This window comes from Sanguibacter inulinus, assembly GCF_013415325.1.
GTDB lineage: Bacteria > Actinomycetota > Actinomycetes > Actinomycetales > Cellulomonadaceae > Sanguibacter > Sanguibacter inulinus.
Genome location: NZ_JACBYE010000027.1, coordinates 1 through 17,279 on the forward strand (window position 1 = coordinate 1; position 17,279 = coordinate 17,279).

Annotated in this window: 7 protein-coding genes; 3 read left to right on the top strand and 4 right to left on the bottom strand. The window is 72.3% G+C overall.

Features of this window, described 5'->3' with window-relative positions; translation table 11 throughout:
- Nucleotides 1-62 precede the first annotated feature (62 nt).
- The 4 genes from HZZ10_RS11520 to HZZ10_RS11535 form a co-directional block, all read right to left on the bottom strand.
- On the bottom strand, nt 63-719 hold the full coding sequence (locus HZZ10_RS11520) for a hypothetical protein (protein ID WP_179913613.1): 657 nt from the start codon (nt 717-719) through the stop codon (nt 63-65).
- Nucleotides 720-833: 114 nt separating this feature from the next.
- Entirely contained in the window at nt 834-1,517 is a 684-nt protein-coding gene (locus HZZ10_RS11525; RefSeq protein ID WP_179913614.1) for a DUF6308 family protein, read from the bottom strand.
- Nucleotides 1,518-1,672: 155 nt separating this feature from the next.
- On the bottom strand, nt 1,673-3,055 hold the full coding sequence (locus tag HZZ10_RS11530; RefSeq protein WP_179913615.1) for a multicopper oxidase family protein: 1,383 nt from the start codon (nt 3,053-3,055) through the stop codon (nt 1,673-1,675).
- Nucleotides 3,052-3,234 (bottom strand): hypothetical protein, encoded by a 183-nt coding sequence (locus HZZ10_RS11535; RefSeq protein WP_179913616.1) that lies wholly within the window; start codon nt 3,232-3,234, stop codon nt 3,052-3,054. The genes HZZ10_RS11530 and HZZ10_RS11535 overlap by 4 nt, the downstream gene beginning before the upstream one ends.
- Before the next feature lie 161 nt (nt 3,235-3,395).
- Between HZZ10_RS11535 and HZZ10_RS11540 the strand changes: the two genes are divergently transcribed.
- The 3 genes from HZZ10_RS11540 (at nt 3,396) to HZZ10_RS11550 (ending at nt 17,138) form a co-directional block, all read left to right on the top strand.
- The gene (locus HZZ10_RS11540; protein WP_179913617.1) at nt 3,396-4,802 is read left to right on the top strand and encodes a YihY/virulence factor BrkB family protein; all 1,407 of its coding nucleotides are present in this window, start codon (nt 3,396-3,398) and stop codon (nt 4,800-4,802) included.
- A 9-nt stretch (nt 4,803-4,811) separates the two neighbouring features.
- Nucleotides 4,812-5,741, top strand: a complete 930-nt coding sequence (locus tag HZZ10_RS11545) for a hypothetical protein (protein ID WP_179913618.1) — start codon at nt 4,812-4,814, stop codon at nt 5,739-5,741.
- A gap of 417 nt (nt 5,742-6,158) precedes the next feature.
- A complete protein-coding gene (locus HZZ10_RS11550) occupies nt 6,159-17,138 on the top strand; it encodes a non-ribosomal peptide synthetase (RefSeq protein WP_308507561.1) in 10,980 nt (3,659 codons plus the stop codon).
- Nucleotides 17,139-17,279 lie beyond the last annotated feature (141 nt).

The window sequence follows — 17,279 nt, forward strand, 5'->3', positions numbered from 1 at the left end:
GGTCGGGTCGGGTCGGGTCCGGTCAGGTCAGGTCAGATCAGGTCGGGTCACGACACGTCACCTCATCGCCGGGCGTAGCCGTCGGCCTGGAGCAGCGGTTCTCTGTCTGTCGTCTGCTCGCCTGTCGACGCGGCGGTCGCCGTCAGGCTCCAGACGAGCAGCAGCGGGAGCGAGGCGGCGGCAGCAGCCGTGAGCCCGGCGGACAAGGTCAGGCAGCCGACCCCGGACAGGACCAGGCTGACCACTGCGAGGCAGCTGACGACAGTGAGCGTGTGGCCTCGGTGCACCGCCCCCCACCAGACCGATGCCACCAGAGCGGCCAGGACGAGCATCTTCGCTCCGTCGACGCGGCTGAGCATCTCCCACAGCGCGACGCCGCCGGCGCGGTGCGGGTCCAGGGCGAGACCGACCTCGCCGGCCAGCTGGTCGATCGAGAGCACGGCGGCGATCGAGGCGAGGGCCACGGTCGTGCGCCGCGTCCGGCCCGAGCCCAGCGCGAGCCCGAGGAGGACGAGCAGGATGCCTGCCGCTCCGTGCACGAGAACTGAGGACGCGACAGCCCGGTGGTGGCCAGAGAACGCCTGACCTACGCCACTCGGGCTGGCCTCTGTCCCGAGGTCCGGGCCGGCGACGACCAGCCCGAGCACCCAGCACGCGACGAAGGCCGTCGCGACGGCCCACCGCGCGCGAGCTGACCAGAACCGCGTCTCCGGGGTCATGCGCGAGACACTAACGGCCCAAGGTGAACTGCAGGCGACAGCCTGGTCGGGCCTGCTGACCGGCGAGCTCGACCGGACTGACGTCTCGCACGGTCCGTCCGGCAGGAGATCTGCCTAGACGTCCGAGGGTTCGGGGTCCTCCGACGTCCACTCGCCAGATCCGCGCTGGTCTCCGAGGTACCAGCCGACGATGTCGAGCGCCCGCAGCGGCGTGATCGTCGGACCGGTGGCCAGGCCTGCCAACGCGGTCCACTGGTCGAGCTGGGTCGTCAGGTCCTCCTGGACCGCCGCGACCCACAGTCGGGTGAGGTCGGTCCAGCTCCGGTTCTTGGTGTCCGGGACGGGGGCACCGTGCGCGTAGACGTAGCAGTGGCGGATGTTCCGGTCGTAGAGGGGGAGTAGACCGGGTCGCTTGCGGTGCAGTGCCTTGGACAGCTTGGTGAGGCTGATGTACTTCGGCTTGTTCGTGTCGAGGACCCCGTAGAGCTGCGCGATCTTCTCGAGGGTCGCGTCCGTGGCGATGTCGAGCGTCACGTCGGTCGGGATCTCCGCGAGGCGCTCGTTGAGCACGTCGAGGATCGACTCGAAGCCGTAGTAGCTGCCGATCGGGTTCTGCTGGGCATTGAGCAGAGCCGGTGCGAGCAGGTCCGCTTCGCCGAGCTCGGGGCCGTCGTGCCCCGGATACCCGTCGTACGCGGGGTAGGCCCATCTGCGTCCTGTGTTGGTCACGTACTCGCGGACGTGCTGCTCGGCCTTCTCGAGGCTGGTGTGGGTGCCTCCGACCCGGATCGTCGTCATCTCCGGAGCCTAGGCCTGCCCGCCTCGCCCGTGGACCAGCAGTCGCTCAGGGAGCGGGCGAAGTCTGCGGTCCCAGGGGCGAGGGCGACCTCAGCGGCCCGCTGGTCCAGCGCCAGCCCACCCTGTCGGGCGGCACCGAGGGTGGGCCGCCGAGACTAGGCCACGTCGATGGTGGTCATCATGCCGCCGTCCTCGTGGTCGAGGATGTGGCAGTGGGCCATCCAGGTACCGGGCTCGTCGAAGGTGATCGCCACGTCGACATACGTCCCAGCAAGGATGGACACCGTGTCCTTCCAGATCTCCTCAGCCACAGGGGAACCGCTCTCGGTCAAGAGGCGGAAATGTGTCCCGTGGATGTGCATGGGGTGGTCGAGCTGGTAGACGTCGCTGTTGCGGAACCGCATCACGTAGGTCGTGCCGAGCTCGAGGTCGAAGGTCTCGGCGTCGGGGAAGGTCTCGCCGTTGATGGTCCACGCGACCCCGGAGCTGCCCATCGTGCTCGACAGCGTCATCTCCACGTCCGGGGTCCGGGTGAGGAGCTCGGGGTCGAGCGGCGTGCCCTCGGGTGCCACGAAGGGTGACGCGGCGGCCGTCGCGTCGGCGGCCGTGTACCTCACCGGGATGACCATCCCCTCGTCACGTTCGTTGGTGATCGTGACGGTCTCGTCCGTGCCGCCGGTCGGGGCGAGCTCGACGTCGTAGCGCCCCCCAGGCGCGATGGCCAGCTCTCGGGTGGTGTACGGCTCGACCAGGGGCGCGCCGTCGGTGTGGGTGACGCGCACGTCGACCGGGAAGCTCATCTGCTGCGTCCTGGCGGTCGAGGCGTTGATGAGCCGGAGCTTGGCGATCTCCCCGCCGGTGATCTCGATCGGGTCGATGTCGTCGCCGGTGCGCCCGTTGACGGTGTCGACCTCGCCGACGGCCTCCGTGCGGCCCGTGGTGCCGTCCACCATCCAGTCGTCCAGCACGAGGACCTGGTCCAGGTCGTAGGAGGCGTCGACCGGGTCTCGGACGATGATGGGTGCGTACATCCCCTCGTCGACCTGGTCACGCACGGGCCGTTCGTGGGAGTGGTACCAGTACGTGCCCGGGCTCGTGGCGGTGAACTCGTAGTCGTGGGACGCCCCGGGCTCGATGCGGATCCCCGGACCGTCCTGGTCGTTGGGCACGTCCATGCCGTGCCAGTGGATGTTGGTCGGGGTATCTGTGGCGTTGCTCGCGGTCAGTCGTACGGTGTCCCCGGCGTCGACCACGATCGGACGACCCGCCCCGTAGACGGCATCGTCCCCGGCGACCGTGTACAGGTACCGGTCCAGCGCCCCGCCGCCGAGGTTCATGGTGGTCTGCGTGATGTCCAGCGCCATGTCGCTCACCGAGGGGGTCTCGGTGATGTCGTACACGTCGACGACGGGCAGGTCGCCGGTCGCGGGAGGCTGCCCCTGGGAGGCGTCGTCGCCCGCAGGGCTGCACGCGGAGAGGACTGCGACCAGCACGAGCCCGGAGGCTGCGGCGATCGTCGTGTTCATCGTCGTGTTCATGGGTCGGGCTGCTCCGTCGCTGAGTCGTCTGGGAGCGCGGGGACGGAGCCGGGCAGCGCCCGGCCTGGTCGCACGGCGCTGAAAGGGTGGGCGAGGGCGAGGCCCTGCCCGGTGGCCAGCGCACCTGACAGCCCTCGCCACCAGGCGAAGGACTGGTGACGGCGCGCCGACGATGTCATCCAGGTCACGCTAGCCAGCGAATCCGGGAACAACCCGGGACGAAAGGCTTCGAGGCCTGGGGCGTCGTCGACGCGGAAGAGCATCTCGACCTGCGGCGCCGCTGCCCGTCGCGCGGAGCGACCCCTGGTCGTGACAAGGTTGACGTCATGGTGCCCGTCCGATGACCCTGCTCGCGCTCGTCGCTGCGGGCTTCGCCTGCGCTGTCGCGACCCGCCTGTGGTTCCCCGCGCGCCTGCTGCTCAGCACGGCCACCACGACCATCTCCTGCCTGGCCGTGACCGTCGTCGTCGGTCTTGTCGTCAACGGGTTCGTGGACAATGCCGCGGGCGCTGTCGCCGCGGTCGTGGTCGGCCCTGCTGCTGGGCTGTGGGTCACGCACGTCGCGGCGCGGGCCGTCGCTGCGGGGCGGGAGAGGCGACGTCGCCGGGGTCCGAGCGAGCGGCGGCCCGTCTTCCAGCGTGTCGAAGACTTCGCCGAGCGTCATCCCGTCTCCGTGGGTCGCTACAACGTCCCGTTGCTCGTGGTGCGGTGCGCCCGGCGGATCGCCGACGTCCGCGTCACAGGCCTCGCAGCAGAGATGACGTACTACGCGCTCATCTCGATCTTGCCGCTCGTCACAGCCTTCGGGGCTGCGCTCGGCTCGCTCGAGAGATTTGTCGGTGCCGAGCGGGTCGAGCAGATCCAGTCCTCGGTCGTCGACCAGGTGGTGCGGGTCTTCGACCACCAGATCGGTGCTGAGGTGCTCGCCCCGCTCGTCGAGGGTCTGCTCGGGCAGGAGCGTGCGGGCATCGCGATCGGCGGCACAGTCGTCGCGCTGTGGCTGGCGAGCCGCATGTTCCGCGCGGCCATCAGGTCTCTCGACGACGCGTACACGGTCGAGGAGCGCCGGAGCTTCTTCCAGCAGGTGCTGCTCGGGCTGGCCCTGGCCCTCGGCGCTGTGCTGACCCTCGTGGTGCTGCTGAGCATGCTCGTGGTCGGGCCGCTGCTCGGCGGCGGGGAGGAGATCGCGGACCTCTTCGGGCTGGGCGCGGTGTTCACGTCGGTGTGGGAGCTGGTCCGCTGGCCCGCCGTGGTGGTCCTCGCCGGGGGGTTCCTCACGCTGCTCTACAGGTACGGTCCCAACGTGGCGACCACCTGGCGGCGCTGCCTGCCAGGCGCGGTGCTCGGCACCGTGGGTCTGCTGGTCGTCGCCCTGGGCTTCCAGGTCTACCTCGGTGCCGCGGGCTCGAGCGTCCCGGGCGAGGACGCCGCGACCCAGACCGTGGCGATCGCCGCGCAGACCATCGGCGCGATCCTCGCCGCCGTGCTGTGGTTGTGGGTGAGCAGCATCGTCATCCTCGCCGGTGGTGTGCTCAACGCCGAGGTGCAGCGCATGCAGGGCGTCGAGGTCGTGCCGTCGGGAGCAGACGAGGCCCGGTCGACGGGCGACGCCCGATCAGCCGACGCGGCCCGGTCGACGGATGCCGCCCGGTCGACCGGCGAGGCACCGGCGACGCGCGGCACCGAGACGTCCACCCAGGTCCAGACCTCGGACGACCCCTCGTCGCGTGTCCCCGCCCCTCGCTAGGGTGACCGCATGACACCCCAGGACGCTCACGCCACCTCCGGCCAGCGCGGTTGGCTGGCTGCTGACGGGACGAGGGACGAGACCTCCCCGCTCCCCGAGGAGTGGGTGATGGCCGCCTCGGAAGCCACGCCGCTGGGCCAGGCGATCGAGGCCTTCATCGCGCTGGACGCCCCGCCCGACGAGGAGCGCGACGCGGCCGTCAGGTCCTTGCGCGTACGAGGAGACATCGGGGCATACGTCACCGAGGTGCCCCGACACCTCGACAGGTTCCCGAACCTCACCGAGCTCTCGCTGGGTGCGGGCGTCGCCCCCACGATCGTCTCGACCATGACCGACGGTGCGATCCCGGACACCGTGACGACGCTCGAGGTCTGGACCGGCGGTGCCCCGACGCGGTGGCCACGCGGGATGGTGCTGCCCTCGGTGCGCAGGCTGCAGACCGACGGCCCGACGACCTTCACGGCTCAGACCTTCCCGAACCTCGAGCACGCCCACCTCGCGCCGACCAAGACGTCCTTCGAGGCCCTGCTCGCCCTGCCGAGGCTCGCCGCGCTGCAGCTGCGGACCGTGCCGCACCCGGCCCCGGAGATCTTCGAGAAGATCGCGCACCTGCCGCTCGTCGACCTCGGTCTGCTGGGCGGCCGCAAGATCACCGACCTGCGGGGCATCGAGCTGCTGCCTGGCTTGCGCCGGCTCCGGCTGCAGAGCCTGCCGGTCCTCACCTCGATCGCCGCCCTCGAGGGGCTCGAGCACCTCGAGGAGCTGCTGATCCTCTACTGCTCGCGGATCGAGGACATCGAGACCGTCACGAAGATCCCGTCGCTCGGCAGGTTCGACGCCTACGGCTGCACGGGCATCGGGCTCGAGGCCCTCGAGTCGTTCCTCGACGAGCACTCCGCGCACCGCACGCACCGTCGACCGGAAACGTCGACCGCCTGACCGGAGGGACACCGCAGCTCCCTGCACCTCGTACGTCGCCCCCTGCGCCTCGCACCCCGCACATCGCCCCCAGGACCCCGCACTCCGCACGAGTCTCGGTGCGGTGTCCGCCGCCCTCGCACCCCGAGATCCAGCCCAGACCCATCCACCCTGCTCCAGGCTCCGAACCCCTCGTGACGCTCCTCCCGGGGCGTCCACGAGACCGCACCGAAGGAGCACCTCATGGACATCTGGACCGCACTGATCGAAGGCCCGCTCATCCAGGGACCGCTGATCGACATCGGCGGCATCCTCAACTTCCTGCAGATCGGGCAGTTCCAGTAAGCCCTGCGGAACCCCGAGGTACGTCGGGACGACCGACGCAGCGACACGAGGCCTCGCCCCAGGGCGGGGCCTCGTCTGTGAGGAGAGCGACGCGTGACGAAGAACGAGCAGCACCACCAGGCCCAGGACCCCGAGACCACCGAGACGCCGGCCGACCTGCGCCTCCGGCTGACCCCAGCGCAGCGCGGCATCTGGTACGCCCAGCAGCTCGACCCCGAGAACGCGACCTACCAGATCGGCCAGTACCTTGACGTGCAGGGCGACGTCGACCCGCGGCTGCTGAGCATCGCGCTCACCAAGATCGTGCGGGACATCGACTCGATCAGCATGCGCTTCCGCGCCGACGACGACGGTCCCCACGCGGTCCGCCGCCGACCCGAGCCGACCGACGACCTGCTCGAGGTCGTCGACCTGCGCAGCGAGGACGTCGACGCAGCCTTCGACACCGCGCGCACCCGCATGGACGCCGAGATGACCACCCCGCGCGACATCGAGGGCGACGAGCTCTTCGGCGCGATCCTCTTCAGGCTCGCGGGGGACAGGTCGCTGTTCTTCCAGCGCGTCCACCACATCATGCTCGACGGCTATTCCGCCGTGATCGCCCTGCACTACCTGGCCCGTGTGTACACAGAGCTCGACAAGCGCGCCCCGACAGGGCTGCTGCTGCGACCTCTCGCGGGACGCGTGGCGCGCACGGCCGCGAAGACCCCGTCACCCTTCCCGAGCCACCACGAGCTCCTCGACGCCCTCGAGGAGTACCGCTCGTCCGAGGACCACACCGCCGACGAGGCGTTCTGGCGCGAGACCTTCGAGGAGGAGACCACGGTCGACGGCCTCGAGGGGACCACGGGCCGTGCCGCGACCCGCGTGGTCCGGGTCGCCGTGCCGCTGACCGACGAGCAGGCCGCGCCGCTCGCAGCCCTCGGCCGGGACCTGCCCAAGACGATGGTCGGGCTCATCGCTCTCTACCTCGCGAAGATCACCGGGCAGGAGACCGTCTCCCTCGGTCTCCCGGTGACCGCGCGACGCGGCAAGGTCGCGAAGTCGACCCCCTCGATGCTCTCGAGCATCTTGCCCGTCCGCGTCGAGGTGTCCCCGACGGCGACGGTCGCACAGACCGTCGCGCACGCCGGCGACGTGCTGCGCGGTGTGGTCAAGCACCAGCGCTTCCGCACCGAAGACCTCCCGAGCGCCCCGTCGCAGGCGGGTCCCTCGGTCAACCTGCTGCCCGTGATCGACGCGCTGCGCTTCGGCTCGGCGACCGGTGAGGTCCGCATCCTCTCGACAGGACCCGTGCACGACCTCTCCTTCGTGGTCTCCGGCCTCGAGTCGAGCGCCGCCGTCCCGACCCTCCAGCTCGAGGGTGACGCCGACCTGCACACCGTCGAGAGCCTCACCGGGCACGCCGAGCGCCTGCTCGCCCTCGTCGCCCAGGTGATCGACGAGCCCGCCGACGTCGCGGTGACCGACGCGCGCGTGGTCGCCGACGACGAGGTCGCCGGACTCCTCGAGCAGGGCGCCGGCCCCGAGCTGCCCATCGAGAGCGAGACCGTCCTCGAGGCCTTCGCTGCCGCAGCCGCGCGCCGCGGCGAGGACACCGCTGTCGTGGCGACCGACGGCACCTTCACCTTCGCCGAGCTCGACGCCGCGTCGACCCGGATGGCGCACCACCTCATCACCCAGGGCGTGGTCCCCGGGCGGTGCGTCGCCGTGCGCATCGAGCGCAGCAAGCACCTGCCGCTGCTCGTCCTCGCCGTGCTCAAGGCCGGCGGCGTGTACGTGCCGCTCGACCCCGAGTACCCGATCGACCGCGTCGCCGGGATGATCGAGGACTCCGAGCCCGCGCTGCTGCTCACCAGCCACCGCCAGGCAGAGCGCGACCGCGCCGCCGGGGGGTCGTGGGACGTGCCCTCGATCGCCGTCGACTCCGACACCGCCGCCGGGTGGCGCCGGTGCAGCGACGACGCGTCGGGCCTCCCGCAGCTCTTGGGCTCCGACCTCGCCTACGTCGTCTTCACCTCGGGCAGCACAGGCCGACCCAAGGGTGTGGGTGTCGAGCGTGTCGCGCTCCGCAACCTCTTCCAGCACCACAGGACCGACCTCTTCGACCCCGCCGCCGAGCGTCTGGGCCGACCCGTGCGCGTCGCGCACACCGCCGGGCTGTCCTTCGACGCGGCCTGGGACCCGTTGCTCTGGCTGTTCGCCGGGCACGAGCTCCACATGGTCGACGACGAGGTGCGCCGCGACCCGCAGCGCCTCGCCGACTACCTCTCCGAGGAGGGCATCGACTCGATCGAGACGACCCCGTCCTTCGCCGAGGCGCTGCTGGCCGCCGGTCTGTTCGAGCGCGACCCGCACCCGACCGTCGTGGCCCTCGGCGGGGAAGAGGTCGGCCCGTCGCTCTGGGACACACTCGGAGCCCTGGACGACGTGCACGCCGTGAACTTCTACGGCCCGACCGAGGTGACCGTCGACAGCCTCGTCGCGACCATCACCGCGGGCGCGCCGCACATCGGCTCGTCGGTGCGCAACAGCCGCCACTACGTGCTCGACGCGAGCCTGAGCCCGGTGCCCGACCGCGCCGTCGGCGAGCTGTACCTCGCGGGCGTGAACGTCGCCCGCGGCTACGTGGGCCAGCCCGGCCTGAGCGCCGAGCGCTTCGTCGCCGACCCCTTCGCGAGCGACGGCTCCCGCATGTACCGCACGGGTGACGTGGTGCGCCGCCGCCACGACGGCTCGCTACGGTTCCTCGGGCGCATCGACGACCAGGTGAAGATCCGCGGCTACCGCGTCGAGCTGAGCGAGATCGAGGCCGCCATGCGGCGCCAGGACGGGGTCGTCGGCGCTGCCGCGATCGTCCAGGGCGAGGGCCCGGCGGCCCGCCTCGTCGGGTACGTGACCGGTGAGGGCGAGCCCGACACCCGGCTCGGCTCCCAGGTGCGGGCCGCGCTGCGTGCGGACCTGCCCGACTACATGGTGCCGAGCGCGATCATGACGCTCTCGGACCTGCCGCTCACCCCGAACGGCAAGCTCGACCGCAGGGCGCTGCCCAGCCCCGAGCGCAGCACCGACGACTCGGCCCAGCAGCCGCGCACAGCGGTCCAGCGGACCGTCGCGACGGCCTTCGCCGAGGTCCTCGGCGTCGACTCTGTCGGCATCGAGGAGGACTTCTTCGCAGCCGGCGGGCACTCCTTGCTCGCCACGCGCCTCGCCGCGACCCTGACCACGGCCCTCGACCGGACCGTCACGGTCCGCGACATCTTCGAGAAGCCCACGGTCGCCCAGCTCGCAGGGCTGGCCGAGGATGCCACGGACGACGAGGGTGCTGCAGGTGCCGGGCGACCCGTGCGCCTGGCACCCGCCGCGCGCCCGGACCGTCTCCCGGTCTCGCTCGCCCAGCGCCGCCTGTGGTTCCTCAACCGCCTCGAGCCCGGCTCGGCGGCGTACAACATCCCCGTCGTGCTGCACCTCGAGGGTCCCCTCGACGTGGCTGCGCTGCGCGCCGCCTTCGGTGACGTCGCCGCCCGGCACGAGCCCCTGCGCACGGTGTTCCCCTACGTCGACGGCGAGCCCGTCCAGGTGGTCCTCGACGGTGACGCCGCGGCCGTCCCGTTCACCTCGGTCGACGTGCCCGCCTCCCAGGTGGACGCCGTCGTCGAGCAGGAGGCGCTGCGGCCCTTCGACGTGACCGAGCAGACCCCGTTGCGTGCTGTCCTGCTGCGCACAGCGCCCGACTCCCACGTGCTCGTCGCCACGATGCACCACATCGCCTCTGACGGCTGGTCCCTCGCGCCCTTCGCCCGGGACCTCTCGGTCGCCTACGCCGCCCGCGTCGAGGGCCGCGCCCCCGAGCAGGCCGCGCTGCCCGTCACCTACGCCGACTTCACGCTCTGGCAGCGCGAGCACCTCGGCGACCCCGCCGACGAGTCGAGCGTCCTGGCCGAGCAGCTCACCTACTGGCAGCGTGCCCTGGCCGGCGCCCCGGACGAGATCTCGCTGCCGCGCGACAGGTCCCGCGGGGCTGCCGACCCGACCGACCCCACCCAGCAGGGGGTCGGCGAGCTGGCCCTCGAGCTCGACCCCGCACGGCACGCCGCCGTCCGCGCGCTGGCCGCCGAGCACCGCACGAGCGTGTTCATCGTCCTGCACGCAGCGCTCGCGGTCGCCCTCGAGCAGCAGGGCGCGGGGGAGGACGTGGTCCTCGGCACACCCGTGGCCGGGCGCACCGACCCCCAGCTCGACGAGCTCGTCGGGTTCTTCGTCACCACTGTCGTCCTGCGCACCTCCTTGGCGCAGGACCCCACCCTCGCCGAGGTCCTCGGGCGGGTCCGTGCGGGCAACACCGAGGCCTACGCCCACCAGGACGTGCCCTTCGACTCCCTCGTCGACGCGCTGCGTCCGCCGCGCGTGGCCGACAGGCACCCGCTGTTCCAGGTGCTGCTCACGCTCCAGAGCAACGAGCCCGCCCAGATCGACCTCGCGGGTCTGACCGTGACGGTCCCCGGGCAGGTGACGAGCGCCGGGGTCAAGACCGACCTGCTCGTCGACTTCCAGGCCCCGTCGGGTGACGACGGCCCGCTGGTCGGCACGCTCGGCTACGACCGCGCGCTCTTCGACGCCTCGACCGCCGAGCGCCTGCGCGACGCCGTGGACCGCGTGCTCACGGCCTTCGTCACGTCGACGGACAGCCGGATCTCGGACCTGCCCTCGGTCGACCCGCAGACCGCCGAGGTCCTCGAGGCGCAGAGCACCGGGCGCGAGCTGGCGACCAGCGGGACGGTCCTCGACCGCCTCGACGTGACCGTCGCCGAGCACGGCGACACCGTGGCCCTCGCCGACTCCCACGGATCGCTGAGCTTCTCGGCGCTCGACGAGCGGATCACCCGCGGTGCCCACGCCCTCGCCGCGCTCGGCGTGGTCCGCGGGGACCGGGTCGCCGTGGCACTGCCGCGGAGTACCGACGCCGTCGTGACGGTCCTGGCCGCACTGCGTGCCGGTGCCGTCGCCGTCCCGGTCGACGTCTCCTACCCGGCCGCGCGGATCAGCCAGATCCTCGTCGACAGCGAGGCCTCGGTGCTCGTCTCGGACGAGTCGCTCGCGAGCATGCTCGCCACAGGGACGGACGCCCCGGGTGCTGGCACGGCCGGACAGCTGCCGCCCGACCTCCTCGAGGAGCTCGTGACCGTCGCACCGGCCCAGCTGTTCGACTCGGTGCCTGCCGGCCAGCCCTTCCGTCTGCGGCCGGTCCGCAGCGACGACGTCGCGTACCTCGTCTACACCTCGGGGACCACGGGGACACCCAAGGGTGTCCAGGTGCCGCACTCGGCGCTGGCCAACGTGCTCGTCCAGCACGAGGACACCCTTGTCGGGCCGCTCCGCGAGCAGCTCGCGGCGGTCGGCGGCGGAGACGAGACGACAGAGCCGCGCCTGCCGCGCATGCTCCACCTGTCGGGTCTCGGCTTCGACGCGGCCTGGGACCCGATCCTGTGGCTCGTCGCCGGGACCACCCTGCACATGGCCGACGACGTGACCCGCACGGACGCCGAGGCCGTGGTCCAGGCTGTGTCCGAGCTCGGCATCGACGTGCTCGAGACGACACCGTCCTACGCCCAGCAGCTCGTGACTGTCGGTCTGCTCGACGGCGCAGCCGACCGCGAGGTCCCGCTGCTGGTCGCCGTGGGCGGCGAGGCCGTGCCCGGGACGCTCTGGGACCGGCTCGCCGACGCCCCCGGTGTCGCCGGCTGGAACCTCTACGGCCCGAGCGAGTTCACCGTGGACTCCGTGCTCGCCCCCGTCCGGCCCGGCCGGGTGACCATCGGTGGACCGATCGCCAACGTCACCGCCCGCGTCCTCGACGCGACGCTCAGCGCTGTCCCGCCGGGCGTCGAGGGGGAGCTGTACCTGTCGGGGCTCTCCGAGGCGCACGGCTACCGTGGCCGCTCGGCCGAGACCGCCGCGCGGTTCGTCGCCGACCCGCGCGGCGACGGCACCCGGATGTACCGCACGGGGGACGTCGTCCGGCGACGCCTGACGGGTGAGCTCGAGTTCGTCCGCCGCGACGACGACCAGGTCAAGCTGCGCGGGTACCGCATCGAGGTCGAAGACGTCGAGCGCACCCTCGAGCGTGCTCCTTTTGTACGCACAGCGGTCGCCCGTGTGGTGACACCTGGCGGGCCGGACACCGCCCGCCTCGTCGCCTGGGTCGTCGTCGGCGCCTCGAAGGACTCCACACCGAAGAACACCGTCTCCGAGAACATCGCCTCGAAAGACGCCGCCTCGACCTCTGCGGTCCGCACCTTCGCGGCCTCCGAGCTGCCCGACTACATGGTGCCGACCTCGATCACCGTGATCGACGCCGTGCCGCTGACACCCAACGGCAAGGTCGACGTCTCGGCCCTCCCAGAGCCCGGTGACCGTGGACCCTCGCGTGCTCCGCAGACCGACGACGAGCGGGCTCTCTGCGCGATCGTCGGGGAGGTCCTCGGGGTCCGCGACGTCGGTCTCGACGACGACTTCTTCGCCCTCGGCGGCCACTCGCTGCTCGCCGTAGCCCTCGCCGGACGGGTCCGCGACGAGCTCGGCGCGACCCTCCCGCTGCGCGCGGTCTTCGACGCCCCGACACCCGCGGCGCTGCTCGCGGCGATCGGACGCGGTGCGACGGCTGCCTCCGTGACAGGCTCCGGCGCGGCAGGTGGGACGAGCAGCACCACGGGTGCCCCGTCCACCAGCCCGGTCGACGGCCCCGTGCAGGGTCTTCGCTCCTGGGTCGCCGACCACCCGCGCCAGGACGGCGAGGAGATCCCGCTGTCCTCCGGTCAGGCCCGCCTGTGGTTCCTCAACAGGCTCGACCCGACGTCGGCCGAGTACTCGGTCGTCCTCCAGGTCGCGCTCTCCGGCGACCTCGACACCGCAGCCCTGGCCGGTGCAGTCGACGACCTCGTGGCCCGCCACGAGGTGCTGCGCACGACGTACCCGGAGGTCGACGGGCGCCCGGTCCAGCGCATCCTCGACGCGCCGACCGGGATCGCCACCACTGAGCCCGTCGACACGACCACCGGCTTCGACCTCACCGTCGACCAGCCGTTGCGCGCGGCGATCGTCGAGACCGGCGCCGACAGGTGGCGCCTCGACCTGGTGATCCACCACATCGCGACCGACGGCGCCTCCCTGGCGCCCCTGGTCCGCGACCTCGCGGCCTCGTACTCGGCGCGTCGCAGCGGTTCGGCCAAGCTGCAGCGTCCCCTCGAGGTGCAGTACGCCGACGTCGCACGACGCCAGCGTGCCGTCGAGGCGGACGCGGCAGCCGCGGCCGCCGACGGATCCTCCTCGCAGGACCCGCTGCTCGACGCGTGGCTCGAGGCGCTCGCCGGCGCCCCGGCCGAGCTCGAGCTGCCCGCTGACGGGCGCCGACCCGACACCGCCGCGCAGCCTGCGGCGCTCCTCGAGTTCGAGATCCCCGCAGACGTCGCCCAGAAGGTGAGCGCTGTCGCGGCCCGCCAGTCGGCGAGCGGGTTCCACGGGTGGCTCGCCGGTCTTGCCGGCTATCTGCAGCGCACGGGGGCGGGGGACGACGTGGTCGTCGGATCGCCCTCGGCGGGCCGGACCGACCCTGACGTGGCCGACCTCGTCGGTTTCTTCGTCAACACCCTGCCGCTGCGGGTCGACCTCAGCGACGGTGCACCGACCCTCGCCGACGCGATCAGCCGTGCCCGCACGGCGACCCTGACCGCGATCGACCACGAGTCTGTGCCCTTCGAGCGGATCGTCGAGGCTGTCGCCCCCGAGCGTCGTCTCGGACGGCACCCGATCTTCCAGACCATGCTGTCCGTGGAGGAGCCGACAGGGCTGACCCTCGACCTCCCCGGTGTCCAGGCCCAGCCTGTCGCTCCGGGGACGACAGGCTCGGCCAAGGTCGACCTGTCCTTCACCCTGCGCCCCCGTGGCCGGGGACCTGCCGGGACAGGGAGCACCGACCAGGACGGGACTGTCGACGGGGTGCTCGAGTACAACTCCGCGATGTTCAGCGTCCACGCGGCCCGTGGGCTCGTCGACAGGTGGGTAGACTTCCTCCGCGAGGTCGCCGACGCCCCCGACGCGCCGATGCTCGACGTGACGCTCGCCCAGGGTTCTCTCGCGCCCCTCGACGCCTGGGCCTCGGTCCGCGAGCCCAGGCTCGTGCTCGACACCTTCGACGAGTCCGTCCGCAGGTTCGGCGAGCAGACCGCGATCGTCGGCACAGGCCACGAGACCGGCGCGAGCCGGGTCCCGGGGGCCCAGGACCACGCCTTCGACGTGTTCCCCGCTGACGACGGGTCGCCCGAGAGTGCCGCCAGGTCGGAGGACAGGGTGCTGTCTGAGACGGCTGACGCGCAGACCGCGGACGCGGACTCCGAGACCGCGGGTGTGCCGTCGCTCGACTTCATCGGGCTCGACGCCCGCGTCTCGGCCCTCGCCGCGGGCCTCACCGCCCACGGCGTGCGCCCGGGCGAGGTCGTCGCGCTGCGTCTGCCGCGCTCGATCGACACCGTCGCAGCCCTGCTCGCCGTGTGGCGGGCGGGCGCCGTGGTCGCCCCTGTCGACGACGAGCTCCCTGCCGAGCGCGTCGCGAGCATGCTGGCGACCGCGAGCGCACGCCTCGTCGTGCACGCCCCGGGCGAGGAGGACGCAGACGGCGACGCCCTGCTCACGCACGAGGCGGCGCAGTCGGCCGGGATCGCGCCCGAGCGTGTGGTGATGATCAGCGACCTGCTGACCGCGCGCGCCTCTCGCGCGACGTCCGACGGGCTGACCTCGTCCGACCGGCTGACCTCGTCCGCCGAGACGGCTCCGTCCGTCGAGACCACAGCGTCCGCCGAGGCGACCCCGGACGGTCTGCGGTTTGCGGATGGTCTGCGCTCCACCCGACCCTCCGTGACCGCCGACGACCCCGCCTATCTGATCTTCACGTCGGGGACGACGGGGGAGCCCAAGGCCGTCCAGGTGCCGCACGGCGCGCTCGCGAGCCTGCTCGTCTCGCACCGCGCGACGCTCATGCCCGACCCTGCCGCGGGCCGGGTGCGACTGGCGCACACCACGGGTGTCGGCTTCGACGCCGCGATGGACCCTGTCCTGTGGTTGGTGGCCGGGCACGAGGTGCACGTCGTCGCCGACGAGGTGCGCCGCGACCCGCAGGCGCTCGTCGCGCTCTTCGCCCAGCGTGGCATCGGTGCGTGGGAGACCACCCCGAGCTATGTGTCGGCCCTCGCCGGGCAGACCAGCCTCACGACGCTGCTCGACGACCGTCCGAGCGACGCGCCGTTCACGATGCTGCTCGGCGGCGAGGCCCTCGACGCCGGGCTGTGGGCCTGGCTGCGCGAGCGCCCCGCGGTCGAGGCGTGGAACCTGTACGGCCCGACCGAGGTGGGTGTCGACTCGCTCGTCGCCCGGGTGGGCGACTCCCAGACCCCTGAGCTCGGTGCGACCACCCCGCACACCGTCGGTTACGTGCTCGACGAGCGCCTGCGCCCCGCGCTGCCCGGCAGCGTCGGGGAGCTGTGGCTCGCAGGCGACCAGCTGGCCCACGGCTACGCCGGACGCTCCGGGGCGACGGCGGACCGTTTTGTCGCGGACCCCTTCGCGGCCGACGGCAGCCGGATGTACAGGACCGGTGACCTCGTCGTCGTGCACGGCCGAGGCGCCGGCGTGCGACCGAGCGTGGTGTCCCTGGGCCGCAGCGACGGCCAGGTGAAGATCCGCGGTCACCGTGTGGAGCCTGGAGAGGTCGAGGCGCTGCTGCGCGCCGCTGACGCTGTCGCCCAGGCCGTGGTGCGCCCTGTCGAGACAGGACGTGGCACGAGCCTCGGTGCCTGGGTGGTGCTCGCCGACGCGGCTGCTCACGCGGCGGATGTCACGGACTCCCTGCTCGCCGGGCTGCGCTCGCGGGTGCCCGACTACATGGTGCCCGTGGCCGTGCGGGTCCTCGACGAGGTGCCGCTCACCCCGAACGGCAAGGTCGACGCCCGGGCGCTGCCCGAGCTCCAGACCGCCGGCACGGGCGGCCGACCGCCCCAGACCGCTGCGGAGCGTGCCGTCGCCGCGGCTTACGAGAGCGTGCTCGACGTCACCGGTGTCACGGCCGACGACTCGTTCTTCGAGCTCGGCGGGCACTCCTTCGTCGCCCAGCCGACCATCGCCGCCGTGAACTCCGCCCTGGGCACCTCGCTGCCCGTCCAGGCGCTGTTCCAGGCCCCGACTGTCGCTGCTCTCGCGGCGCTGTCGGGCACGGGTGACGTCGACATCACGGACAGCCTGCGGACGATCCTGCCGCTGCGCGCCGAGGGGACAGGTGCACCGGTCTTCGTGGTGCACCCCGCCACGGGGGTGAGCTGGAAGTACGGGGCGCTGCTCGGGCACCTCGAGAGCCGGCGCCCGGTCGTCGGCCTCCAGATGCCGGGCCTCGCCCCGGACGAGCCCGAGCCCGAGGCCGCCGGCACGCTCGACGAGATGCTCGACGTCTACCTCGACGCCGTCCGCGAGGTCCAGCCCGAGGGGCCGTACCACCTCGTCGGCTGGTCCTTCGGTGGGCGTCTCGCGCAGCACCTCGCCGCGCGGCTGCGGTCGCAGGGCGACGAGGTCGGTCTGCTCGTCCTCCTGGACGCCTACCCGACCCAGGAGTCGGCCCTGGCCGGGGTCGCCGCGGGTGACGCCATGTGGCGCGGGTTCCTCGACGCCAACGGGATCGCTGCACCCGACGACGTCGAGCTCGACGTCGACCAGGTGCTCGCGGCTCTCGCTGAGGCAGGCAACCCCCTCGCCGACGTCCCCGTCGAGTCCATCGAGCGGATGGTGCGCAGGTTCGTCCGCACGGGTGAGCTCTTCGACGCCACCCCCGTGCCAGTCCTCGACGGAGACCTGCACGTCGTCGAGGCCACCCGCGAGGTCCCGCCGGGCCGCCCGGCCCCGCAGGCCTGGGAGCCGCACGTGACGGGGGAGGTCACGACGAGCACGGTCGACGTGCGCCACTCCGACATGCTCTCGGACGAGGCGATGGGTGAGCTCGCGCCCATTCTCGACAGGCTGCTCGGACAAGGCTGAGCTGCGCCGGGACAGCGCCGTCTCGGCGCTGTCCCGGCACCGTCTCCGCGGTGGCTCGTGCTGTCCCTGCGGCGTCCCGGCGCCGCCACCAGCACGTCTGTCGTGGAGTCCTGGTCGACCTGGATGGGTCCGGATCTCGGT